This window comes from Prochlorococcus marinus str. MIT 9302 (assembly GCF_000759975.1).
Classification (GTDB): Bacteria; Cyanobacteriota; Cyanobacteriia; order PCC-6307; family Cyanobiaceae; genus Prochlorococcus_A; species Prochlorococcus_A marinus_M.
Genome location: NZ_JNAM01000006.1, coordinates 86,852 through 109,509, shown reverse-complemented (window position 1 = coordinate 109,509; position 22,658 = coordinate 86,852). Strand labels below are relative to the sequence as shown.

The window sequence follows — 22,658 nt, the reverse complement described above, 5'->3', positions numbered from 1 at the left end:
TTATTTATCTAATTCGAAATGATCATGAATAGCATTAACTGCTTTGTCAGAGTCTTTTTCTAAGACAATACATGAAGTTCTAATTTCACTAGTCGCAATCATTTCAATATTGATATTTTGTTCAGCCAGGGCTCTAAATATTTTTCCAGCCGTTCCAACCTTAAATGCCATTCCTGCTCCCACAGTGCTTACTTTCGATATCGCAGGGCCATCTTCAATGTATGAACCTGGTAATTTCTTTGTTAAGGCATCAAAAACTAAGTTAGCTTTTTCTCTATCTTGTTTATTCATGGTAAAACTAATATCCTTATTTTTTGAAGAGGAAATTCTTTCAGATTGCACGATAGTATCGAAAAGTAAATTATTTTCAGCTAATGCTAAGCATATCGATGCTGCCACACCTGGACGATCAGGCAGTTTTCGAAAACTTACTTGAACTTGGTTTTTATCTAATGCAATTCCTCTTACTTCAGGTAGTTCTTGTTTTTCGATGATTGGATTAACAAATATTTGTGTATCGGATAACTTAAATTTCTCGGCAACAAATCTAATAGCTTTTGGAATATTATTAATTTCAATTACGCAGCTGACTTTGATTTCACTAGTAGCTATTAATCTTACATTTATATTCGCTTGAGATAAAGTATCAAATAAATCAGCTGAAACACTTGGTCTTCCCATAATGCCTGCTCCCTGAATACTCAATTTAGTCATGTTTGTTTTTAGATTGTATTCGCCGCCTAATTGACTTGTTATCAGTTCACATTGTTCTTCAGTTTTTTTAACTTCCAATTCACTTACAGTAAATGTAATATCGTTATTATTTCCATCATTTGTCGCTTGTATTATTAAATCTACATTAATACTTGCTTCTGATAGTTTTTCAAATATTTGTGCTGCAATCCCAGGCCTATCAGGAATATTTGAGAGACTGAATACTGCTTGATTTTCTAATACTTCAAGACTATTTACTGTTTTTGTTAATTCTAATATTCCTCTTTTTAAGGGGAGAGGTTGGATTTGGCTTTCTAAGAGAGTTCCACTTGAGTCGCTTTGGCTTGATTTGACGCACAATTTAATTCCATAATTTCGTGCAATTTCTACAGCTCTTGGATGCAGAACTGAAGCACCCACGCTTGCAAGTTCAAGCATTTCCTCACAACTAATTTCATCTAAGAGTTTTGCCTTAGGAACTATTCTTGGATCAGTAGTAAGAACCCCTGGAACATCTGTGTAAATTTCGCAAGTCTCTGCGCCTAAGGCGGTTGATAAAGCTACTGCTGAGGTATCTGAACCCCCTCTACCTAAAGTCGTAATTTCCATTGATCCAGTATGGCTTAATGTTGTACCTTGAAATCCAGCCACAACAACTACAAAACCCTGATTTATATAATTTTGGATTCTTTCAGTTTTAATATCCAGAATTCTTGCTTTCCCATGTATTGATTCAGTAATAATTCCTACTTGGCTACCGGTCATTGAAATGGCAGGAATTCCGTATTCGTTTAATGCCATTGAGAGAAGAGCTATGGTTACTTGCTCTCCAGTTGAGAGAAGCATATCCAATTCTCTTCGATTGGGATTTTTACTTATTGATTCCGCTAAACAATTTAAATCATCTGTAGTTTGGCCCATTGCAGAAACAACTACGACAATTTCATTTCCTGCCTCTTTACTTTGTAAAATGCTACTAGCAATATTTTTAATTTTTTTAATATCACCGACAGAAGTACCGCCAAATTTTTTTACTAGTAAAGCCATATTTAAATAATAATGTAAATTCTTAAACTTATAATTTGGTTAACTTAAATTAATTAAATTCTCGGTAAAAACATTTATAGGATTATTACCTTGTTTTAGTAATGATTCAATATCTAATAAGTTACTCATCAAATTAATTAAATATTCTTGCGATATATTTTTTACTTTTTTTCGAATGAAAAAAATTCTTTTTGGATTAGAAATGCCTGCAAGATTACAAATCTTTTCTGCATTATCGTTTCCTGAATTAACTGCTAATTTTATAATGGTATGAATTCTTATTTGACTAATTAAACCTGCATTTAGTCTTAAAGCAGGTTCTCCTTTCTGTAAGGAATAATTTATTTCAATTAGGCTTTCATTAATATTTTTTTGTAAGAGAAGATCAATAATTTTGAAAATGTTGGATTGATGATCGCTAAATATTTTTTTTACATCAATACTTTTTAGAAAAAGTTGTGAATTCGAATCAGTTGTTATGGCAGAAAGGTATGTTTTGGCTTTAGCTAATTCATTTATTAATTTAAAGCTATCATTTCCAACTGAATCAATAATTAATTCAGCTGCATTTTTATCAATTTTAATATTCATAGCATTTGCTGAATCTTCTAAATATCTTTTTTGTCCTTCATAGTCCCAAATTTCTGGTAAACAAAATGATTTTTCTTTGGCTAAATTATTTTTGATAAGTTTTTGTAAAAATTTAGTACTCTTTAGTCTTGAGTCTGGTTTTTTAATATTTTGTAAAATGAAATAAGTATTTGTCGGAATATTGTCATGAATTTTTTCAAATTTAGTTCTTAGATCCTCACTTTTTGTAGTAAAAATTGGATTATTTTTCAAAGTAACTATTCTGTATCCATCTCCAAAAGGAGGTGTAAGAATTTCATCAAAAGCTTTAATTACTTGCTCATCATCATCACCATTTAAATTAGTTACGTTTATTTCTTTCCATTCTTTGGATACTTCTTTATCAATTAATTTCTGGATAAATGTATTTTGAGCATTTAGATCATTACCCCATAATATTTGTATTGGCATAATCGCTCAATAAAAATCATATCTTTACTATGATTACTTCTAACATAAATTAAATTCAATGGTAATAGATCATCCAATTTTTTTGGAAAGTATTAGATTCATAAGATCTCATTTAGGAGTGAATGATCTAAATTATTTGGAAAAAAAAGTTTTAGAGAGATTAGTACATACTTCAGGAGATTTTTCTGTTCAACATCTTATAGAGTTTAGTGAAGGTGCATGCGAAAAGGGGCTTCAAGCACTTAAAAATGGTGCTCCGATTTTAACTGATACAGATATGGCAGCAGCAGCTATAAAAAACATGGCAGAAAATACCACTAGGAATGAAGTGTTAACGGCTAGAATGTGGTGTGGACAAAATAATCACACCAAATTAACTAAAACCGCATATGGCTTAAGTGAGGGTTGGAAGGAGTTATCTGTTAAAAATTCTGGAATGAAATCACCCATTGTAGTAATTGGTAGTTCGCCAACAGCTTTAACGTATTTAATTGATATTTTAGAGAATGCGAAAGATTTACCTAGTTTAATTATTGGAATGCCAGTTGGATTTATAGGAGTAGAAAAAAGCAAAAACAAATTGCTTTCAACCGATCTTCCTAGAATTGTTTTGAATTCAACTAGAGGAGGTGCTGCTATGGCAGCAGCTGCTGTTAACGCTTTGTTGAGGGAATCTATTTAAAAAGTATTTATCTTGTAAAAATGCCAATAATTTAATCAATATTATTAATCAATTTATTATTTTCTTCTAAAGAATTTAGAACCGATTTTGCTTTTTCTATAACTTCTCTTGGAACCCCCGCTAATTTAGCTGCTTCTATACCGTAGCTTTTGTTTGAGCCTCCTTTTGCAATCTTGTGACTAAAAATTAGCTTATCGTTATTTTGCTCTACTAAAACTTGAAAATTTTCTATATTCTTATTTGAATTTTTTAAATAATTAAGTTCATGATAGTGCGTAGCAAAAATAGTGTTACATTTAATTTTTTTGGCAAGATATTCACTTACCGACCAAGCTATTGAAAGGCCATCAAAAGTAGATGTCCCTCTACCTATCTCATCAAGTAAAACTAGTGAGCTAGAAGTTGCCTGATTTAGAATTGATGCAGTTTCTGACATTTCTACCATAAATGTTGATTGTCCAGATGATTGATCATCAACCGCCCCAATTCTTGTAAAAATCCTATCTGAAATTTTGATTTCAGCATTATTAGCAGGAACAAAGCTACCAATTTGTGCAAGGATTTGTATTAAACCAATTTGTCTGATAAAGCAACTTTTGCCGCTTGCATTGGGACCGGTTAATATAATTAGTTTCTGATTATCATCAAAATAAATATCATTCGCTATAAACTTTTTATCATTTAATAGTTGCTCAACTATTGGGTTTCTTCCTGCAATAATTTTTGTACTATTTTTTGTCAGTGAATCATTTATTGGTGTTAACGAAGGTTTTGTAAAATTGTTTTCTAATGAAGTAATTGATAATCCAAGCAATGCATCAAGAGATGCTATTGATTTTGCAATTGATCTTATTTGTTTTGTTTGTTCAGCAACAATATTTCTTAATTCGCAAAAAATTTCATATTCCCTTGATGACGCTCGACTTTTTATTTGGAAAATCTTATTTTCTTTGCTTTTAATTTCCGTGGTGATATACCTTTCTTCATTTGTAAGTGTTTGCCTTTTGATCCAATGATGTGGAGCTAAATTAACTTTTGACTTATTTATAGATATGTAGTAGCCAAAATTTTTATGAAATTGAATTTTTAGGTTTGAAATTTTGCTAATTTGCCTCTCTTTTAATTCCTCTTTATTTAGCCACTCAGAGTAATCATCCATTAAATTGCGTAAACCATCTAATATATTGTCAACACCATCGTGGATCATACCTCCTTCACTTATATTAAGAGGAGGATTTTCTATTAGTTGAAAACTTATAGTATCAGCTAATTCTAAGAGTTCTTCATTAATATTTTTTAATTCATCAGTCCAATCTGGGAGATCATATTTAAATAATTCAATGATAGATTTCAGTCTGGGCAATTTTTTTAAACCTTCCGCGATTGCAATTAAGTCTCTAGGACTTGCATGACCTGCACAAGCTCTTCCTGCAAGTCTTTCTAAATCACCCATTGCTCTAAGTAAATTTTGGGTATCTATACGTACTTGTTTTGATTCAATAAAGTTTGAAATTATATTTTGTCTTTTATAAATTTCATTAACGTTTAATAGTGGTGCATCTATCCATCTTCTTAAACACCTGGCACCCATGCAGGTATATGTTCTATCAATACTCCATAGTAGCGAACCTACATAATTGTTTTCTCGTTGTGTATTTTTTATTTCTAAATTTTTTTGAGTTTGATAATCAATAATTAGTTTGTTGTGACAAAATTGAATTTGTGGAAAGTCTAATGAGATTTTTACTGAAGAATCCTTATCTAAATTTGAAGGATTAATTTTTTCTAAATAATTTAATAAACCTCCAAGTGATCTAGTCGCATTGTTTAAATTTTTAAGTCCTATTCCTTCTAGGCTTAAAATTTGGAAATATTCTTTTATTAGATAATTTGCTTCATTAATGCTGAAAGTAGTCTCTTGTGAAACGGTGTATGTAATGTGATTATTTCCTTTAATTAATAAGTTTCTTACTTCATTGCTTCCTACAATGATTTCTGAAGAATCTAATTTAATAATTTCATCAAATAGTTTTGACAGAGACTGACCTTCCATAGTGATTAATTCTCCTGTGCTTACATCAGCTTTTGATATGCCCCATTCATAAGATTCATTTGAATTTTCTTCTGATAAGTAAATAGCAGTAATCCAATTATTTTTCTTTGCTATCAACATGCCTTCTTCAATTACAGTTCCAGGAGTAATGATTCGTGTTATTCCTCTTTTAATTGGAGTCCCATAATTACCAGAACTTTTTTCTAATTGGTCGCAAATAACCACTGAATAATTCTTTTTAATTAAATCAGCACAGTATCTCTCCATTGCATGGTAAGGAACCCCTGCCATAGGGATCTTACCAATTTCTTTGCCAGCATCTTTACTGGTTAGTGTTATTTCTAAAAGGTTAGATATTAATACAGCGTCCTCAAAAAAACATTCAAAGAAATCTCCCAATCTATAGAGTAATAACCTATCTTTATTTTCCTCTTTTAGAGTTACATAATGCTTCATTACAGGAGTTAATTTCAGTTTTGAAACTGTTTTATAACTATAAGATTCTTCATTAATGCAAACATTTTTGTTATTTGAAATTAAATCGGTCTTGAATTTATTTATTAAATTAGTTGCATTTTTTCTTTGTCTAGGTCTCTTTTGCGATTCTTTTTTTAAATCTTCCCAAGATAAATCGTCAGGAATTTTTGTTATTTCTTTTTGCTCATTATTTTCATTATTAGTCGCAAATAAATTCTTTTGAATTATCGTATCTTCTTGCATACTTTTTTAATTCCTAAATTGATATTAGGTAAAAATTTTTTTTTTGCATTTTAAAGTAGCTAAAAGTATGTAAATTTTCTCCAAAAAAAATCACTTTCGTGAGATTATAGTATTTATAATCAAAAAAAACTCAAGACCGAATCATGCAGGCAGTAAACTTTTTCTTTATAAATGCTCTTTTATTTGCATCTTTAATAGCAGTAGTGGGAGTACCATATTTCTATATGACACAGTCTGATCCATCTGATAGACGTAATCCAGAGATCAAGAAAGTTGAAATTATTGGAGGAGTTTGGTTCCACTTAGTATTGATTGAGGGAGTTATTGCCAACTTAATTTGAACTGAATACCTTTTCGTGAGAGTCTATTAATATATCTAAGTAAAATTTAATGGCTATTTTTGAGGGGTCTTTTACTAATGCATCTACTTTAAAAGTAGGAATTGTAATAGCAAGATTTAATGATTTAATTACAAATAAGATTTTATCTGGTTGCCTTGATTGTCTAAAAAGACATGGTTTAGATACTTCTGAATTAAGTCATCAAGTAGATATAGTTTGGGTACCAGGTTCATTCGAATTACCAATCGCAGCTAAAACTCTTATGAAAAAAAAGAGTTATGACGTTGTAATTGCTCTTGGGGCGGTTATTCGTGGTGAAACCTCTCACTATGATGTAGTTATATCAGAGGCTAGTAAAGGTATTTCACAAGTTTCAAATGAGAATAATGTTCCAATTATCTTTGGAGTTTTAACTACTGATACTATGCAGCAGGCTTTAGAGAGAGCAGGGATTAAGAATAATCTTGGTTGGAATTATGCTTTACAAGCAATTGAGATGGGATCCTTAATTAAAAATTTAAATTAGTTGAAAAAATTAATTATTTCTATCATTGATCCCTTCTTTGAGATAAAATAACAATGTTATGCGGATGTAGCTCAGTGGTAGAGCATCTCCTTGCCAAGGAGAATGTCGAGAGTTCGAATCTCTTCATCCGCTTTTAATGTTTATATCTTTTAGAATATCAATAACAATAGTTGTGTAATGGCCAGAGTAATTTCTATAGATGATTTAAGGGGATTATTTACTAAACCTTATGGAGCAGATGCACCAACAAAACAAAAATGGGCAGAATTTTATAATGAGAATGTTATTTTTGTAGATCCAACGCAGGAAACAGAGGGATTAGATTCTTATATCAAAGCTCAAGAAAAGCTTGTTAAAAGATGTGATGATGTTTTTTTAGAAACTCATGCAATCTCGATAAGTGGAAATTGTGGATTTGTTGAATGGACAATGGGTTTAAAAATTATGGGTAAAGAATTTATTTATCCCGGAACTACACGTTTGTTATTTGGCGAAAATGGATTAATAAAAGAGCATAGAGATTATTTCGATTTTTGTGGACCAACTTTTGGACCAGTTCCTATTGTAGGTCCTTTTATAAGATGGCTTTATAGTAAATTTGTATCTTGATTGTTTGATAGAAGAAGTGGTTTATATTTCACGAATTAATAATTTCTGAGAAGTAACTTCTTTAAAATCAAATTGAGAATAGAATAACTTTTTATTAGTCGTCATTAAATATAATTTCTTTGTATTTTTAATCTTTTTAGACGATAAAAGATTTTTTATAATTAATGTGCCAAAACCTTTTCCCTGATGATTTTGATCGATAACTATATCCCAAAGAACGCCTCGGTAAATACCATCTGTTAAAGCTCTACCAAAACCAACTATTTCGTTGCCAACCCAAAGACTTATTATAACGTCACTGTTGGCAAGACATTTTTTGAGATCATTAATTGTTCTACTTTTTGCCCAGAAAGCATTGCTATCAAGTAATTTTTGTAGCTTATATAATCCATTAGTGGGCTTAAGATGAGGGCCTAATCCAAAAAACCTTAATCCCACAGCCCCTTTGGAATGGTTTATTAGAGATATTGCCTTCATTTTTTAAAAAGTTGTATAAACATTGAGTATAACTAGTTTGTTTTCGTCATTTTAATTTAAATACCCTAGTCGATACTTTCTAGAAAATAAAGAGATATAATTTTTCTTCATTCTGTTGTAACGCACTAATTTATAATGTTTGTAATAAGATGAATTTTTCAAGGACGGTTACTCATGCTAAAACTTTTGTTGGGAGATCCGAATACACGAAAGTTAAAGCGCTATCAACCAATAGTGGAAGAGATAAATTTTTTAGAAGAAGAAATTTCTAAATTAACTGATGATGAGTTGAGAAAAGAAACTCATATTCTTAAATCAAAGATCTCATCAGAATTAGATATTAAAAAACAAAAAGAATTATTGGAAGAATTTCTTCCAAAAGCCTTCGCGATTGTTAGAGAAGCAAGTAAACGGGTTCTTGATATGAGACATTTTGACGTTCAGTTAATAGGCGGGATGGTTTTACATGAGTGTCAAATTGCGGAGATGAAAACTGGAGAAGGAAAAACTCTTGTAGCAACATTACCTTGTTATTTAAATGCTTTAACCGGAAAAGGGGTTCATGTAGTTACCGTAAATGATTATTTAGCTAGAAGAGATGCTGAGTGGATGGGCCAAGTTCATCGTTTTTTAGGTTTATCCGTTGGGTTGATTCAACAAGATATGAGCCCTATTGATCGAAAGAAAAATTACGACTGCGATATAACTTATGCCACGAATTCAGAATTAGGATTTGATTATTTAAGAGATAATATGTCCACCGATATTAATGAGGTAGTGCAAAGAAAATTTAATTACTGTGTGATTGACGAGGTCGATTCAATATTAATTGATGAGGCTAGAACACCTCTAATCATTTCTGGCCAAGTTGAAAGACCCCAAGAAAAATATCAAAAAGCTTCAGAATTAGCTCTGGCACTAGTTAAAGCAAAAGAATTAAGTAAAGATGGTATTGATCCAGAAGGGGATTATGAAGTTGATGAAAAGCAGAGAAGTTGTATATTAACTGATCAGGGTTTCGCTAAATGTGAAGAGTATTTGGGAGTTAGTGATTTATATAATCCCAAAGATCCTTGGGCGCACTATATAACCAATGCTTTAAAAGCCAAAGAATTATTTATTCGAGATGTAAATTATATTATTAAAAATGATGAGGCTGTAATAGTTGACGAATTTACAGGGAGAGTCATGCCTGGAAGGCGATGGAGTGATGGACAGCATCAGGCAATAGAAGCGAAAGAGAGTCTTAAAATTCAGCCTGAGACTCAAACATTAGCATCCATTACTTATCAGAATTTTTTCCTGTTATATCCTGGTCTAGCAGGTATGACGGGAACTGCAAAAACAGAAGAGGTTGAATTTGAAAAAACTTATAAATTAGAGTCAACAGTTATACCAACAAATCAAATAAGAAAGAGACAAGATTGGACTGATCAAGTATTTAAGACAGAGATAGGTAAATGGAAAGCTGTTGCAAAAGAAACTGCACAAATTCATAGAGATAGTAGACCTGTTTTAGTTGGTACAACAAGTGTTGAAAAAAGTGAGTTGTTAAGTTCACTTCTAGCTGAAGAAAAAATTCCCCATAACTTGTTAAACGCTAAGCCAGAGAATGTTGAACGCGAGGCGGAAATTGTAGCTCAGGCTGGAAGAGCAGGTGCTGTTACTATTGCTACTAATATGGCTGGAAGGGGAACAGATATCATTCTCGGCGGTAACAGTGACTATATGGCGAGACTTAAATTAAAAGAGATTCTCATTCCTTTGTTAGTAAAGCCAGATGATGAGCATAAGCCACCTATCCCTAAACAAAGAATTTCAAAATCTAAGGGTGGTTTCTCTTCAAAAGCGGGCTCAAATTTTAAAAAGAACATGCCAGAATCTTCAACAAATCTTTTTCCTTGCAAACTGGATGAAGAAGTTGAAAAGAATCTCTCTCTTTTATCCAATGAACTTATTAAGAATTGGGGTGAAAGACAACTTTCTGTTTTGGAGTTAGATGACAGAATAGCTACGGCTTCAGAAAAAGCACCAACCGAAGATAACATGATCAAGCTTTTGAGAGAATCTTTAGCACGTGTAAAAGCCGAATATGAAAAAGTTTTGATTCATGAAGAACAAAAAGTAAGAGAGGCAGGAGGTTTACATGTCATAGGTACTGAGAGACATGAATCAAGAAGAGTGGATAATCAACTGAGAGGAAGAGCAGGAAGACAAGGTGATTCTGGAAGTACAAGATTCTTTTTATCTTTAGAAGATAATTTGTTAAGGATTTTTGGAGGTGATAGGGTAGCAAATCTAATGAATGCATTTAGGGTTGATGAAGATATGCCTATCGAATCAGGAATGCTTACTAGGTCTTTAGAGAGTGCTCAAAAGAAAGTAGAAACATATTATTATGATATTAGAAAACAAGTTTTTGAATATGATGAGGTAATGAATAATCAAAGAAAAGCAGTTTATAGCGAAAGACTAAGAGTCTTGCAAGGAATTGACTTAAAGAGGCAAGTTATAGGTTATGGAGAAAGAACAATGTATGAAATTGTAGAGGCCTATATTAATCCTGATCTACCTCCAGAAGAATGGAATATTGATCAATTAATTGCTAAAGTTAAAGAATTTATATATTTATTAGATGACCTTAAAGTTGATGATATCAAGTTACTATCAATAGAAGAATTAAAAAACTACCTTCAGGAGCAATTGCGAATAGCTTATGATTTAAAGGAATCACAAATAGAAAAGATTCGTCCAGGATTAATGAGAGAAGCTGAAAGATTTTTTATTTTGCAGCAAATTGATAATTTATGGAGAGAACACCTTCAATCCATGGATTCCTTGAGAGAATCAGTTGGATTGAGAGGTTATGGACAAAAAGACCCTTTAATCGAGTACAAAAATGAAGGATATGATATGTTTCTAGAAATGATGACTAATATGAGACGAAATGTCATTTATTCAATGTTTATGTTTCAACCTAAAACTGACAAAGAGGATAACAATTAAATCACTATTTAATCATCTCCAAGAAAGTCTATAATTTCTTTGTCTTTAAGATTTTGAGCTTCGCCGAGTTTAGAAATATCAATAGATTCTGAGTTAGCTATACACTGCAAAGTTTTTTGTAATTTCAGAATTTCATTTTCTAGTAAGTCTATTCTATCCATTAAATTTTTTATCACATTAGCTTCTGTATCTGGTAAGGCAGAGTGAGCTAATGGATTAACTTTGACCCCACTCTGATGCACTACTCTTCCAGGAACTCCAACGACAGTACTGTTCCCTCCCACATTACGTACAACTACTGAACCAGCACCAATACGTGTATTGGATCCTACTGTGATCGATCCAAGAACTTTAGCACCAGCTCCAACTACAACATTTTCCATTAAGGTTGGGTGCCTTTTCCCATGACTTTTACCAGTACCTCCTAATGTTACTCCCTGATAAAGCAGACAATTATTTCCTATTTCAGCCGTTTCCCCAATTACAACTCCCATCCCATGATCTATGAAAACCCGTTTACCAATTTTTGCCCCAGGATGGATTTCAATACCTGTTACTAACCGATTGAGATGACTTAACAAGCGAGGAATTAGAGGAATTTTTAAGTGCCACAATTTATGAGTAAACCTATGAATAACTATTGATTGAAACCCTGGGTAGCAAAGAAAAATCTCTAATATTCCTCTAGCAGCAGGATCTCTCTCTTTGATAATTTCTATATCAGACTTAAAAGTTCTTAGCATCATGGCCTAATTAATAACACCTATTTCTTTTTTTAAATGATTTATTGTTTCGATACTTAAATAATTTTTAGCACATATTATTTGCGGTAATCTCATGAGCTGAGACCTATTTTTTAATAATGTGTTTTCCACAACTGATAAACTAGGCCCATCACACACTATGTGGTTTGAGGCTTTTAATAGTGAAAGTAGTCTACTATTATTATCTGAGATTGCCGTCATAATAATTAATTCACCGCCTCGTATGCTGTGTATAATAACTTCTGCTGCTCGCAATAAACCAGGACTAATACTAACAATACCTACACAACTTCCAGTATTTAATTCTTTGATAATATTTAATTCCTTTTGAAAGTCACTCAAGTCAACTGCAATGGCTCGTAATCCATGTTGTTTCGCAACTTTTTCTAGAGGCTGTAAAAAATATCGGCTTGTGACAACAGTACCATTATTTGAATTACTCAACACTTTTTCTAATTCTTCCATAGGAACAACTTCTACTGGTACATTAATTTTTGGGGAGAGGTCTTCTGCAATTAACATAGACGCTCCTATATCCTCTCTAGGAGTACTTACAATAATTTTTGCACCGCATTTAATACGCCAATCAATTTCATTGGTTAATATTTCTCTTGCTTCTTGTAAGGTGCAGCCAAGATTAATGAATTTATCAATAGTCTGCTTTACTTCTTGATTTGGTTGTTTATCTATTTTGTGTTTTGAGTAGACCGATTTTTTAAAGTTTCTTTTAGTAAGATTATCTCTTACATAAATACCTGATCCAGCCATGGCTTCAACAACCCCATCCATTTCAAGTTGTCTGTAAACTTTGCTTATAGTATTTCTATGAAGTCCAGTCTGCATTGCAAGTTGCCTAGTGCTTGGCAGCCTATGCCCAGGAGGATAATGTCTTGCCGCTATAGCAAAGCATATTTGATTATAGAGTTGTGTTGACGCTGGAATATCACTTTCTTGTTGAATATGGAATCTCACTTTAGAAAAATCCTTGCAAATTAATTTTTACTCATAGTGACACTTTAACATTCGTCATAGCTTTTAGATAATAATTGCTCAACCTTCATCTTTTTTAATAAGAGGAGTTTTTCTTGGGCTTAAAAACATAATCATATTTCTTCCTTCTCGTTTTGGTTTTTGTTGTACTTCTGATTGTTCTTCTAAATCATTTGCCATTTTTAAAAGGAGTGTTTCAGCTAAATTTGAGTGTTGAATTTCTCTGCCCCTAAACATTACAGTGCATTTTACTTTATCTCCCGCTTTTAAAAATTTAGTTGCTTGACCTATTCGTACGTCATAATCATGTTTATCAATTTTGTACCTCATTTTTACTTCTTTAACTTCTGTTTGATGAGATTTTTTTCTTGCTTCTTTTGCTTTCTTTTCTTGTTCAAATTTATATTTTCCATAATCCATGACTCTACAAACAGGAGGATTTGCTTTTTCACTTACCAAAACTAAATCAAGTTCTCTTTTTGAGGCTATTTCTAATGCTTCCAATCTATCTATAACACCTAATTGTTTTCCATCTGAATCAACGACTCTCAATTGAGGGTATTTTATTCTTTCATTAATATTTGGGAGCTCCCTAACAGGAGCGCGACGGTCAAAGCGTGGACGTGGTGGCATTCAGTTTAGTTTTTAAATTGATTGGATGATAAACAAAAATCTATTTTTCATAAATTTAGCCTAAAAAAGATTCTATTTTAATTATTGCATCTTTTAGTAGGTTTTTGTTATTCAGCCAAATAGGATTATTTTTATTACGAAACCATGTTTTTTGTCTTTTAGCGAATTGGTTCGTTTTTATAGTGGTTAATTCAATCGCCTTTTCAATAGGTAAATTATTATTTAAAACATTCTTAGCTTCACAGTAACCAATGGTTTCTAATATTGGTAAATCAGATCCATATCGAGAAATAAGATGTTTCGTTTCTTCAATAATTCCAGATAAAAACATATTTTTTGTTCTTCGTGAAATTCTTTCTTTTAAATCATCTCTATTTAATCCAAGCTCTAGTATTCTCCATTCAGGTGGTTTTTGAACTTTCTGAGATGATAAAGGTTGACCGGTTACGTAAAAGACTTCCAAAGCTCTTATTGTTCTAATTTGATCAGCAAAATTGATTTTTTTTGCTGATATTGGATCACAACTTTTTAAAAGCTCCCAACATTCTTTCTCACCAAGTTTTTCCAATTGTCTTCTTAAATGATTTTGCGGCGGGATATCTGGCACAAAAAAACCTTTAGTTATTGAGTTCATATACAAACCACTTCCTCCAACAAGAAAAGGTAAATTATTTTGCTGAATTTCTCTTGTTATTGATTTTTGAGCAATTTCTTGAAATTGTTTTACATTAATTGGATTAATAGGCTCTTCTATATCTATTAAAAAATGCTTGATTTTTTTTTGTTGATTGGCAGATGGTTTGGCTGTTCCAATATCCATAGACTTATAAATTTGTCTTGAATCGATATTATGTATATGAGTTTTAAAATACTCTGCAATTTCAATAGCTAATTCTGTTTTTCCACTTGCTGTGGCTCCAATTAAAACTATTACATGAGGTGTATAAGAAGACATATGAATTTCTGAAGAAAAATTTATTAGCTATATAATATAAGTGATTAAATTTTTCATAGACTTCGAGCCTTTCTCTTATTGCAGTGGTAAGTTTAATAAAAGATCTTTTTAAATAACATTTGAAAAGATAAATGTTTTTTTTTTATATTAAATGAGTGAGGACAAAAGATCTAATAAAATCTCAAATGAATATGGTGCGGAACAGATTCAGGTCTTAGAAGGATTAGAGCCAGTTCGTAAACGCCCAGGTATGTATATAGGTTCTACAGGTCCTAGAGGTTTGCATCATTTAGTATATGAGGTCGTTGATAATTCAGTTGATGAAGCACTTGCAGGACATTGTGATCACATAGAAATAGTTCTTCAATCAGACGGATCAGCTTTAATCTCTGATAATGGACGAGGTATTCCTACAGATATTCATCCAAGGACGGGGAAAAGTGCTTTAGAGACTGTACTGACTGTTCTTCATGCTGGAGGTAAATTCGGAAGTGGTGGTTATAAAGTTTCAGGCGGCTTGCATGGAGTAGGAATATCTGTAGTTAATGCTTTAAGCGAATGGGTTAATGTGACTGTTTATAGAGATGGTAATGAGTTTAATCAAAGATTTGAAAAAGGTGTATCGCAGAGTGTATTGCAAAGTAAAAGGCAGTCTACAAAACCTTTTAAAAAAGGAACCACTATTTGTTTTAAACCTGATAAAACGATTTTTTCTGGAGGAATCGAATTCGAATATGCTCTTCTTTCATCTAGATTAAGAGAACTAGCTTATCTTAATGGCGGTGTAAAAATTGTTTTTAGAGATGAGAGAAATGAATTGTCAGATGGTTCTTTCAAAGAAGAAATTTACTTATATCAAGGAGGTATTAAAGAATATGTTCAATACATGAATGCAGAAAAGGAGTCTATTCATCCTGAGATAATTTATGTTGACTCACAAAAAGAAAACGTTTATGTAGAAGCAGCTTTGCAATGGTGTTCAGATGTATATTCAGATAATATTTTAGGTTTTGCAAATAATATTAGAACTATTGATGGCGGTACTCATATTGAAGGATTAAAAACAGTTTTGACGAGAACATTTAATAATCTTGCAAAAAAGAGAGGCAAAAGAAAAGACATTGAAAAAAATTTAGCTGGCGAAAATATCAGAGAGGGCTTAACTGTAGTTTTATCAGTTAAAGTTCCAGATCCCGAATTTGAAGGACAAACAAAAACTAAATTAGGTAATACTGAAGTAAGAGGAATTGTTGACTCTCTTATTGGGGATGCTCTTACAAAATTTATGGAATTCAATCCTGGAATTTTAGACTTGGTTCTTGAGAAAGCAATTCAATCATTCAATGCAGCAGAAGCTGCAAGAAGGGCTAGAGAATTAGTTAGAAGAAAAAGTGTTCTTGAAAGCTCAACTTTGCCAGGTAAATTAGCTGATTGTAGTTCTAGAGATCCATCAGAAACAGAAATTTATATCGTTGAGGGAGATTCTGCTGGAGGTTCAGCAAAACAAGGAAGAGATAGAAATTTTCAGGCTATTTTGCCTCTCAGGGGTAAAATTCTTAATATCGAAAAAACTGACGATTCAAAAATATACAAAAATACAGAAATTCAGTCATTAATAACAGCTCTAGGATTAGGAATAAAAGGAGAGGAATTCGATGTGACCTCTTTGAGATATCACAGAGTCGTAATTATGACTGATGCTGATGTTGACGGTGCTCATATAAGAACTTTATTATTGACATTCTTTTATAGATATCAAAGAGAACTTGTTGAAAGAGGTCATATATATATTGCTTGTCCTCCTCTCTACAAGGTTGAAAGAGGTAAGAATCATAAATACTGTTATAACGAGAATCAATTAAAGGATACAATTGCAGGTTTTGGAGAAAATGCAAATTACAATATCCAAAGATTTAAGGGATTAGGTGAGATGATGCCAAAACAATTGTGGGATACAACTATGAATCCTCAAACTAGGATGATGAAAAGGGTTGAAATTGAAGATGCTCTTGAAGCTGACAGAATATTTAATATATTAATGGGAGATAAAGTTGCACCAAGAAGAGAATTTATTGAAACGCATAGTAGTAATTTAGATATGGCAACTTTAGATATATGATTAATAATCTTCTTAAGAATTTTTGCTTAATTACTTTTGCATTAATTGCTCCAATTACATTACCTGCTGGTGGAATTCAAAAAAGTATAAATCATAATAAGTTGCATAATACAAAAGAAATTATATTAAGTTCCAACACTTCTCTTTATTCTTTTCCTGAAATTAATTCTAAAGAATTACTAGTCCTTGATATGGGTTTAAGTTTATCAGTTTTACGTAATTGGAAAGTCAACGAAAATGAAATTTGGGTTAGGGTGGAATTAGCTTCTAATAAATTATTAGATGATCCTAATAAAATTACCAAAGGCTGGATAAAAATGTAAATTTTGGATATTGAATCAATTAGTATTGTTTTATGTGGGAGCACTTTTGGATTAATACTTAGGATTTTTATACAAAATAATTTAAAAATTAATATAGGATTTAATATTCAAAATACTTCAATAGTAAATTTCATATCATCTTTTATTTTAGGAATCTTAGTAGCGTTAGACTTTATTAATAACAAAATATTATTGTTATTCTATTTAGGATTTTTGGGATGTTTTAGTACATTCTCTTCTTTTGTATATCAACTATTTGTTCTATTTCAAAAGAGGAAATTCATGCTTTTATTTTTTCACTATACCGAGGTAATAATACTTTCCTTTCTTTGCTTTTATTTGGGTTATTATTTGATGCAAATTATTAAATGAGGAAAAAAAAATACATTTATATTCTTTTAGCTTGTTACGTAGCTACTTTTTTAAGAGTATTTTTAAATAATAATTTTCTTGTTTCAATAATTGGATCATTGTTTTTTGGATTTATTTTTGCAAAAAGATTAAGTTCATCTAAAGAAAAAATTATATTAAGCGGTTTTTTTTCGTGCTTTACATCCTTTAGCGGATTTATATATTTTTTGTACAAAATTTTGAATCAAGGTGATTGGATAAAATTTATAATTTTCTTTAATTTTATAATTATTATAAATCTATTCACAATGTATTTCGGGTTTTGGATCAGTAGAAAAATTACTTAGATTTCATATAATAGTGTTGTTACTTTGAATATGGAATATATCTTATGAATGAAAATAATCTTGAAACGGTTACATCTTTATCTTCAGATTTGAGTACTAGAGAAAATATTACTATTCAACTTGAAGAATTGCTTGTCGCAGGAAATTATGATGAGGCAAAGTTACTTTTAGAACCTTCCCAACCTGTTGATATTGCAGATGCTATTGGAAGCCTTCCATTAATATTGCAAGCATTAGCATTTCGATTGTTAAAGAAAAATGAGGCTATTGAAGTTTATGAATATTTAGATCCAATAGTTCAGCAAACTTTATTAGACAGACTTCGTTCAGGAGAAGTTTTAGAAATCGTTGAGAAAATGTCTCCTGATGATAGGGTTCAACTATTTGACGAATTACCTGCAAAAGTTGTACGAAAATTTTTGTCTGCTCTAAGTCCTGGTGAAAGGAAAGTTACAGCTGAATTACTTGGATATGAGCCTGAAACTGCTGGAAGATTAATGACAACTGAATTCATAGACCTTAAAGAGATGCAAACGGCAGCTCAGGCTCTTTCTTTAGTCAGGAAAAGAGCTCCATATACAGAAACAATTTATAGTTTATATGTTACGGACAAAGAAAGACATTTAACGGGTATTCTTTCTTTGAGAGACCTTGTGACTGCTGATCCATCTAAGCCAATTGGAGATGTTATGACTAAAGAAGTAGTTAATATTTCTACGAATACAAATCAAGAAGAGGTCGCAAGAGCAATACAAAGATATGATTTTTTAGCTCTTCCAGTTGTTGATAAAGAAAAAAGACTTGTTGGGATAGTAACTGTTGATGATTTAATTGATGTAATAGAGCAAGAAGCAACAAGAGATATCTATGCAGCAGGGGCAGTTCAACCTGGAGATGAAGATGATTATTTTCAAAGTAGTTTATTTACCATAGCCCGACGAAGAATTTTGTGGTTGTTAATTTTGGTTTTGGCAAATGGTTTGACTACAAAAGTTATAGCAATGAATGATCAAATATTAAAAGAAATAGTTTTACTAGCTGCATTTATTCCTCTGCTGATAGGTACTGGGGGAAATGTTGGGGCTCAAAGTTCAACAGTTGTAATTAGAGGTTTAAGTACTCAAAAATTGAAGTCTCTTGGCGCAATTAAGGCAGTTGTTAGGGAGGCAATAACAGGCGCTCTTTTAGGTATTTTGATGATGCTGGTAGTATTCCCTTTCGCTTGGTGGCAAGGAGAAGGCCCTTTAATAGCCTCTGCAGTAGGAATAAGTTTAATATCCATAACAACTTTAGCTGCTACAACAGGCGCTATTCTTCCATTGTTGTTTGACAAGATGAGGTTGGATCCAGCCTTAATGTCCTCTCCTTTCATTACAACCGTCACTGATATTGCAGGTGTATTTATATATTTAACTACCGCAAAATGGTTATTAAGCTCTTCGTTAATTTAAAATCGACTAGGTATTTATTCTCATTTTTGTAAATTTGTGGATTTTTTTGTTTAACTTTACAATTCTTAATGGTATTGTTTACAAAACAATATTTAACTTTCATGTCTTCTGAAGCATTAGTTGAGAATAAATTGGCAACAATATCAAGTTTAAAAGCAAGTAATGATGTCGACTTAGTCAGATCATATTTGAGGGATATAGGTAGAGTTCCACTATTATCTCATGAGCAGGAAATTACTCTTGGTAGGCAGGTCCAAGAATATATGCAGGTTGAAAGAGCGGAATTAGAAATTTATGAATTAACTGGTAATAAGCCTAGTATTGAGGAATTATCAAATAAATTAAATTTATCCACTTCTATTATAAAAAAAAGATTGAGAGCTGGACAGAGGGCTAAAGAAAGAATGGTTGCAGCAAATTTAAGATTGGTAGTGAGTGTCGCTAAAAAATATACTAAAAGAAATATGGAATTATTAGATTTAATTCAAGAAGGAACGATAGGACTGGTAAGAGGAGTGGAAAAATTTGATCCAGCTAGGGGTTATAAGTTTTCAACATATGCATACTGGTGGATAAGACAAGGTATCACTAGAGCAATAGCCGAAAAAAGTAGGGCAATAAGACTTCCAATTCATATAACTGAAATGTTGAATAAGTTGAAAAAAGGTCAAAGAGAGTTAAGTCAAGAAATGTCTAGAACTCCAACAGTTAGTGAACTTGCAAAATATGTAGAGCTTCCTGAGGCAGATGTTAAAGATTTGATGTGCAAAGCTGGACAGCCAGTTAGCCTTGAAACAAAAGTTGGCGATGGCGAAGACACTGTTTTATTAGATTTGCTTGCAGGTGGGGAGGATTTACCAGATGAACAAATAGAGATGGATTGTATGAGAGGTGATCTTCATTCTCTTTTGCATCAATTACCAGATCTACAATGTAGAGTTTTAAGAATGAGATATGGCATGGATGGAGATGAGCCAATGTCTCTCACGGGTATAGGAAGAGTCCTAGGAATAAGTAGAGATCGAGTAAGAAACCTAGAACGAGATGGATTAAGAGGCTTAAGGAGACTAAGTGTTAATGTAGAAGCTTATTTTGTTTCCTGAATAAATTCAATTATTAACTTATTTGTTTCAAGAGGTTCTTCATCATGAGGACAATGGCCAGCACCCTTAATAATATCTAATCTTTTAATATTCTTAAATTTTTCTTCCCATTCTTTTGCTTCACTTAGAGATTCCCAGGGATCTTTCTCTCCCCAAATTAATTGTATTGGTTTATCAACTTTATCTAAAAGGTCTGTGGCAAGATAGTCATCAAATAAGTTAATAAAGCCACGAAATGCTTCTCTAGAGTTTTTCCTTTTAGATGGTTGATACAATATTTCAATTAATTCTTCATCGATATTTTTTCCTGAGGGGTAAGCTTTTCTCAGTATTTCTTTTATGACTTTTGGATTAGCAGCTCTTGTAAAGAGTGTATTACTAATTACTCTTTGTCTGACTATCGTTTTAAGGACGGGTCTCAGTAGATTCATTAAGATATCACTTTTTTTTAAACGTTTATCATCCATAGTTCTTTGTGCACAATCAATCAAAATGACACCTTTGCAATTATCTTTGAGCATTTCAGCAGCTTTCAATGCAATAACACCACCAATTGAATTTCCTACTAAGTAAACAGGAGATTTTATTACCTCTGAACAAAATGTTGATATTTGATTACCCCATAAGTCAAATGAATATTTAATTGAATTTTCTCTATCAGGTTCGTAATTTAATAAAGCACTAGGCTGACTGCTTTTTCCAAATCCTAATAAGTCAATTGCGAAGCAGTTAGAAAATTTACCAAGAAAATCTTGATTATGTCTCCAGTGGTTTTTTGATGCCCCAAATCCATGAACTAATAAAATGTTAATATTTTTTTCAGAAGTAGATTCTTTTGATAAAGACCAAGAAATTTCCCAGTTTTTCCAATTCCAAGTTTCAGATTTATTTAAAGTCACTATGAAATATGCTTTTAATTAAACTTTAATTCAAAAAAAAATTATTCGTTTTTAATAAATTATTCTTAGTTAAGAAAAAGCTTTCATTTTATGAAAAAGAAAAAGGTCATATGTATTGGAGAGGCTTTAATAGACAGAATCAGAAATAAGTCAAATCAAGGATTTACAGATTTTTTGGGAGGAGCGCCGGCTAATGTTGCTTGTGCATTAAGAAAATTAAAAATAGATTCAATATTTATAGGAAGTTTGGGTAGTGATGATTATGGAAAAAAATTTATTGCGCAATTTAATGAATTGGACATTAATTTAGATTTCTTGCAATTAGATAATGATTCATCTACTCGCGTTGTTAATGTTGATAGAGATCAATTTGGAGATCGTTTTTTTTCAGGCTTTGAGGAAAGTTCTCATTCATGCTTTGCAGACGAAGTTCTTAGTAAGAAATTAATCGAAAAAGAAATTTTAAATTTGGAGAAATCTTTTTTAGAATCAAAATATTTGGTTACAGGAACGATCTTATTATCATCTCCAATATCAGCAGAGACTATTTTTTTTCTTCTTGAACAGGCTAAAAAATTTGAAGTCAAAATAGTTATTGATTTGAATTGGAGAGAGGTCTTTTGGGATCATTCAAGTTTTTCATCAGAAATTAGTAAAGCCGCAAGAGTTAATTTAATTAAGAAATTTTTAAATCATGCAAATGTTTTAAAACTTGCTAAGGAAGAAGCAACTTTGTTTTTTGAGGATGAAAATCCCTTGCTAATATCTCAACAATTGTCTAATAGACCAGATGTAATAATAACTGATGGAAAAAATCCTGTTGCATGGTACATCAATGGATTGCAGGGAATCACCGAAACTCCTACTTCACAAAAAATTGTAGATACTACTGGTGCAGGCGATGCATTTCTCGCTGGCTTAATTTCAAAATTAATTTCTTCTGGCTATCCTTCAAATCAAATAGAGATAGAAGATTGCATTAAGTTCGCAGGTGTTTGTGGATTATTAACTTGTCTTGGTGAAGGTGCCATCGAGCAACAGCCATATTATGAGAAGGTTAATAAATTTTTGGGATCTCTTATTTCGTAGTATCTTCCATGATTTTTTGCGTAACTAATTTCTATTTTCCAGAAATTATCAATAACTGGTTCTATTAATTCTGGCCATTCAATAACTAAAATAGCCTGTCTTTGTATTGCCTCTTCTTCTTCTAAAAAAAAAACTTCTTTTGCTGAAGAAACATTTTCTAACCTGTATAAATCAAGGTGAATTAGTGGAATCTTGCCGGAGTTATAGTGATGCGATAAAGCAAATGTAGGGCTTGTAATGTCCTCAGAGATTGATAAGCCTTTAGCAATCCCTTGAATAAATGAAGTTTTCCCAGCCCCAATTGGACCCTGCAATAAAACAATCGATCCTGGATTTAATTGTTGTGAGAGTTTTCCCCCTAAATTTAAAGTCTCTTTTAAGTTCTCAATAAACACAAAATTAAACAATAATCATATAT

The 22,658-nt window shown here is 31.8% G+C and carries 22 protein-coding genes and 1 tRNA gene; 13 read left to right on the top strand and 10 right to left on the bottom strand.

Going from position 1 to position 22,658, the window contains the following annotated elements; genetic code table 11:
* Positions 1-1,761, bottom strand: a complete 1,761-nt coding sequence (locus tag EU96_RS05700; protein ID WP_032526381.1) for an aspartate kinase — start codon at positions 1,759-1,761, stop codon at positions 1-3.
* 39 nt (positions 1,762-1,800) lie between these two features.
* Entirely contained in the window at positions 1,801-2,802 is a 1,002-nt protein-coding gene (gene holA, locus EU96_RS05705; protein WP_032526380.1) for a DNA polymerase III subunit delta, read from the bottom strand.
* 58 nt (positions 2,803-2,860) lie between these two features.
* On the opposite strand from holA, the gene EU96_RS05710 reads away from it, so the two are divergent.
* Positions 2,861-3,484, top strand: coding sequence for a precorrin-8X methylmutase (locus EU96_RS05710; RefSeq protein ID WP_032526379.1), 624 nt, complete (start codon positions 2,861-2,863; stop codon positions 3,482-3,484).
* 31 nt (positions 3,485-3,515) lie between these two features.
* Here the strand turns inward: EU96_RS05710 and mutS are convergent, their stop codons facing one another.
* Entirely contained in the window at positions 3,516-6,257 is a 2,742-nt protein-coding gene (mutS, locus tag EU96_RS05715; RefSeq protein ID WP_032526377.1) for a DNA mismatch repair protein MutS, read from the bottom strand.
* A 143-nt stretch (positions 6,258-6,400) separates the two neighbouring features.
* On the opposite strand from mutS, the gene psbZ reads away from it, so the two are divergent.
* The 4 genes from psbZ to EU96_RS05735 all read left to right on the top strand — a co-directional run bounded on the left by psbZ (position 6,401) and on the right by EU96_RS05735 (position 7,733).
* The gene (psbZ, locus tag EU96_RS05720) at positions 6,401-6,598 is read left to right on the top strand and encodes a photosystem II reaction center protein PsbZ (RefSeq protein WP_025931033.1); all 198 of its coding nucleotides are present in this window, start codon (positions 6,401-6,403) and stop codon (positions 6,596-6,598) included.
* A gap of 49 nt (positions 6,599-6,647) precedes the next feature.
* Complete coding sequence (gene ribH, locus EU96_RS05725; RefSeq protein ID WP_032526375.1) at positions 6,648-7,124, top strand: 6,7-dimethyl-8-ribityllumazine synthase; 477 nt, start codon at positions 6,648-6,650, stop codon at positions 7,122-7,124.
* A gap of 60 nt (positions 7,125-7,184) precedes the next feature.
* Positions 7,185-7,256, top strand: a tRNA-Gly gene (locus tag EU96_RS05730).
* 45 nt (positions 7,257-7,301) lie between these two features.
* The gene (locus EU96_RS05735; RefSeq protein ID WP_032526374.1) at positions 7,302-7,733 is read left to right on the top strand and encodes a nuclear transport factor 2 family protein; all 432 of its coding nucleotides are present in this window, start codon (positions 7,302-7,304) and stop codon (positions 7,731-7,733) included.
* A gap of 21 nt (positions 7,734-7,754) precedes the next feature.
* Here the strand turns inward: EU96_RS05735 and EU96_RS05740 are convergent, their stop codons facing one another.
* Complete coding sequence (locus EU96_RS05740; RefSeq protein WP_032526373.1) at positions 7,755-8,210, bottom strand: GNAT family N-acetyltransferase; 456 nt, start codon at positions 8,208-8,210, stop codon at positions 7,755-7,757.
* A gap of 174 nt (positions 8,211-8,384) precedes the next feature.
* On the opposite strand from EU96_RS05740, the gene secA reads away from it, so the two are divergent.
* Positions 8,385-11,216 carry a preprotein translocase subunit SecA gene (secA, locus tag EU96_RS05745; RefSeq protein ID WP_193741309.1) on the top strand — a complete coding sequence of 944 codons (2,832 nt, stop codon included), beginning with the start codon at positions 8,385-8,387 and terminating at the stop codon, positions 11,214-11,216.
* 8 nt (positions 11,217-11,224) lie between these two features.
* Here secA and cysE read toward each other — a convergent pair whose 3' ends face one another.
* The 4 genes from cysE to miaA form a co-directional block, all read right to left on the bottom strand.
* Positions 11,225-11,959 (bottom strand): serine O-acetyltransferase, encoded by a 735-nt coding sequence (cysE, locus tag EU96_RS05750; RefSeq protein ID WP_032526371.1) that lies wholly within the window; start codon positions 11,957-11,959, stop codon positions 11,225-11,227.
* A gap of 6 nt (positions 11,960-11,965) precedes the next feature.
* Positions 11,966-12,952 carry a GntR family transcriptional regulator gene (locus tag EU96_RS05755; RefSeq protein ID WP_032526370.1) on the bottom strand — a complete coding sequence of 329 codons (987 nt, stop codon included), beginning with the start codon at positions 12,950-12,952 and terminating at the stop codon, positions 11,966-11,968.
* 78 nt (positions 12,953-13,030) lie between these two features.
* Entirely contained in the window at positions 13,031-13,603 is a 573-nt protein-coding gene (gene infC / locus EU96_RS05760; RefSeq protein WP_032526369.1) for a translation initiation factor IF-3, read from the bottom strand.
* A 55-nt stretch (positions 13,604-13,658) separates the two neighbouring features.
* Positions 13,659-14,558: a tRNA (adenosine(37)-N6)-dimethylallyltransferase MiaA gene (gene miaA, locus EU96_RS05765; RefSeq protein ID WP_032526367.1), complete on the bottom strand. Its 900-nt coding sequence runs from the start codon at positions 14,556-14,558 to the stop codon at positions 13,659-13,661.
* Between the two features lie 151 nt (positions 14,559-14,709).
* Here miaA and gyrB point away from each other — a divergent pair, with 151 nt between their 5' ends.
* From gyrB to EU96_RS05785, 6 genes are all read left to right on the top strand, one after another.
* Entirely contained in the window at positions 14,710-16,677 is a 1,968-nt protein-coding gene (gyrB, locus tag EU96_RS05770; protein ID WP_032526366.1) for a DNA topoisomerase (ATP-hydrolyzing) subunit B, read from the top strand.
* Positions 16,674-17,000 carry a hypothetical protein gene (locus tag EU96_RS05775; protein WP_032526364.1) on the top strand — a complete coding sequence of 109 codons (327 nt, stop codon included), beginning with the start codon at positions 16,674-16,676 and terminating at the stop codon, positions 16,998-17,000. The genes gyrB and EU96_RS05775 overlap by 4 nt, the downstream gene beginning before the upstream one ends.
* A gap of 3 nt (positions 17,001-17,003) precedes the next feature.
* Positions 17,004-17,372, top strand: coding sequence for a CrcB family protein (locus EU96_RS0109075; RefSeq protein WP_032526363.1), 369 nt, complete (start codon positions 17,004-17,006; stop codon positions 17,370-17,372).
* Complete coding sequence (locus EU96_RS10525) at positions 17,369-17,698, top strand: CrcB family protein (RefSeq protein WP_032526361.1); 330 nt, start codon at positions 17,369-17,371, stop codon at positions 17,696-17,698. Before EU96_RS0109075 ends, EU96_RS10525 begins: the two co-directional genes overlap by 4 nt.
* A 44-nt stretch (positions 17,699-17,742) precedes the next feature.
* Positions 17,743-19,149 (top strand): magnesium transporter, encoded by a 1,407-nt coding sequence (mgtE, locus tag EU96_RS05780; RefSeq protein WP_032526360.1) that lies wholly within the window; start codon positions 17,743-17,745, stop codon positions 19,147-19,149.
* Positions 19,150-19,250: 101 nt separating this feature from the next.
* A complete protein-coding gene (locus EU96_RS05785) occupies positions 19,251-20,252 on the top strand; it encodes an RpoD/SigA family RNA polymerase sigma factor (RefSeq protein ID WP_032526359.1) in 1,002 nt (333 codons plus the stop codon).
* Here the strand turns inward: EU96_RS05785 and EU96_RS05790 are convergent.
* Entirely contained in the window at positions 20,237-21,151 is a 915-nt protein-coding gene (locus EU96_RS05790; RefSeq protein WP_032526357.1) for an alpha/beta fold hydrolase, read from the bottom strand. The genes EU96_RS05785 and EU96_RS05790 overlap by 16 nt on opposite strands.
* A 90-nt stretch (positions 21,152-21,241) precedes the next feature.
* On the opposite strand from EU96_RS05790, the gene EU96_RS05795 reads away from it, so the two are divergent.
* A complete protein-coding gene (locus tag EU96_RS05795) occupies positions 21,242-22,240 on the top strand; it encodes a carbohydrate kinase family protein (protein WP_032526356.1) in 999 nt (332 codons plus the stop codon).
* Here EU96_RS05795 and tsaE read toward each other — a convergent pair.
* Entirely contained in the window at positions 22,198-22,635 is a 438-nt protein-coding gene (tsaE, locus tag EU96_RS05800) for a tRNA (adenosine(37)-N6)-threonylcarbamoyltransferase complex ATPase subunit type 1 TsaE (protein WP_032526355.1), read from the bottom strand. The genes EU96_RS05795 and tsaE overlap by 43 nt on opposite strands.
* Positions 22,636-22,658 lie beyond the last annotated feature (23 nt).

Excerpts from the sequence above, each read along its gene's own strand:
- psbZ (WP_025931033.1), top strand. The coding sequence starts at position 6,401 with ATGCAGGCAGTAAACTTTTTCTTTATAAATGCTCTTTTATTTGCATCT.
- EU96_RS05740 (WP_032526373.1), bottom strand. The coding sequence starts at position 8,210 with ATGAAGGCAATATCTCTAATAAACCATTCCAAAGGGGCTGTGGGATTA.
- gyrB (WP_032526366.1), top strand. The coding sequence starts at position 14,710 with ATGAGTGAGGACAAAAGATCTAATAAAATCTCAAATGAATATGGTGCG.
- EU96_RS05775 (WP_032526364.1), top strand. The coding sequence starts at position 16,674 with ATGATTAATAATCTTCTTAAGAATTTTTGCTTAATTACTTTTGCATTA.
- cysE (WP_032526371.1), bottom strand. The coding sequence starts at position 11,959 with ATGCTAAGAACTTTTAAGTCTGATATAGAAATTATCAAAGAGAGAGAT.
- ribH (WP_032526375.1), top strand. The coding sequence starts at position 6,648 with ATGGCTATTTTTGAGGGGTCTTTTACTAATGCATCTACTTTAAAAGTA.
- mutS (WP_032526377.1), bottom strand. The coding sequence starts at position 6,257 with ATGCAAGAAGATACGATAATTCAAAAGAATTTATTTGCGACTAATAAT.
- EU96_RS10525 (WP_032526361.1), top strand. The coding sequence starts at position 17,369 with ATGAGGAAAAAAAAATACATTTATATTCTTTTAGCTTGTTACGTAGCT.
- EU96_RS05785 (WP_032526359.1), top strand. The coding sequence starts at position 19,251 with ATGTCTTCTGAAGCATTAGTTGAGAATAAATTGGCAACAATATCAAGT.
- miaA (WP_032526367.1), bottom strand. The coding sequence starts at position 14,558 with ATGTCTTCTTATACACCTCATGTAATAGTTTTAATTGGAGCCACAGCA.
- EU96_RS05700 (WP_032526381.1), bottom strand. The coding sequence starts at position 1,761 with ATGGCTTTACTAGTAAAAAAATTTGGCGGTACTTCTGTCGGTGATATT.
- holA (WP_032526380.1), bottom strand. The coding sequence starts at position 2,802 with ATGCCAATACAAATATTATGGGGTAATGATCTAAATGCTCAAAATACA.
- mgtE (WP_032526360.1), top strand. The coding sequence starts at position 17,743 with ATGAATGAAAATAATCTTGAAACGGTTACATCTTTATCTTCAGATTTG.
- secA (WP_193741309.1), top strand. The coding sequence starts at position 8,385 with ATGCTAAAACTTTTGTTGGGAGATCCGAATACACGAAAGTTAAAGCGC.
- EU96_RS05735 (WP_032526374.1), top strand. The coding sequence starts at position 7,302 with ATGGCCAGAGTAATTTCTATAGATGATTTAAGGGGATTATTTACTAAA.
- EU96_RS05710 (WP_032526379.1), top strand. The coding sequence starts at position 2,861 with ATGGTAATAGATCATCCAATTTTTTTGGAAAGTATTAGATTCATAAGA.
- infC (WP_032526369.1), bottom strand. The coding sequence starts at position 13,603 with ATGCCACCACGTCCACGCTTTGACCGTCGCGCTCCTGTTAGGGAGCTC.
- EU96_RS05795 (WP_032526356.1), top strand. The coding sequence starts at position 21,242 with ATGAAAAAGAAAAAGGTCATATGTATTGGAGAGGCTTTAATAGACAGA.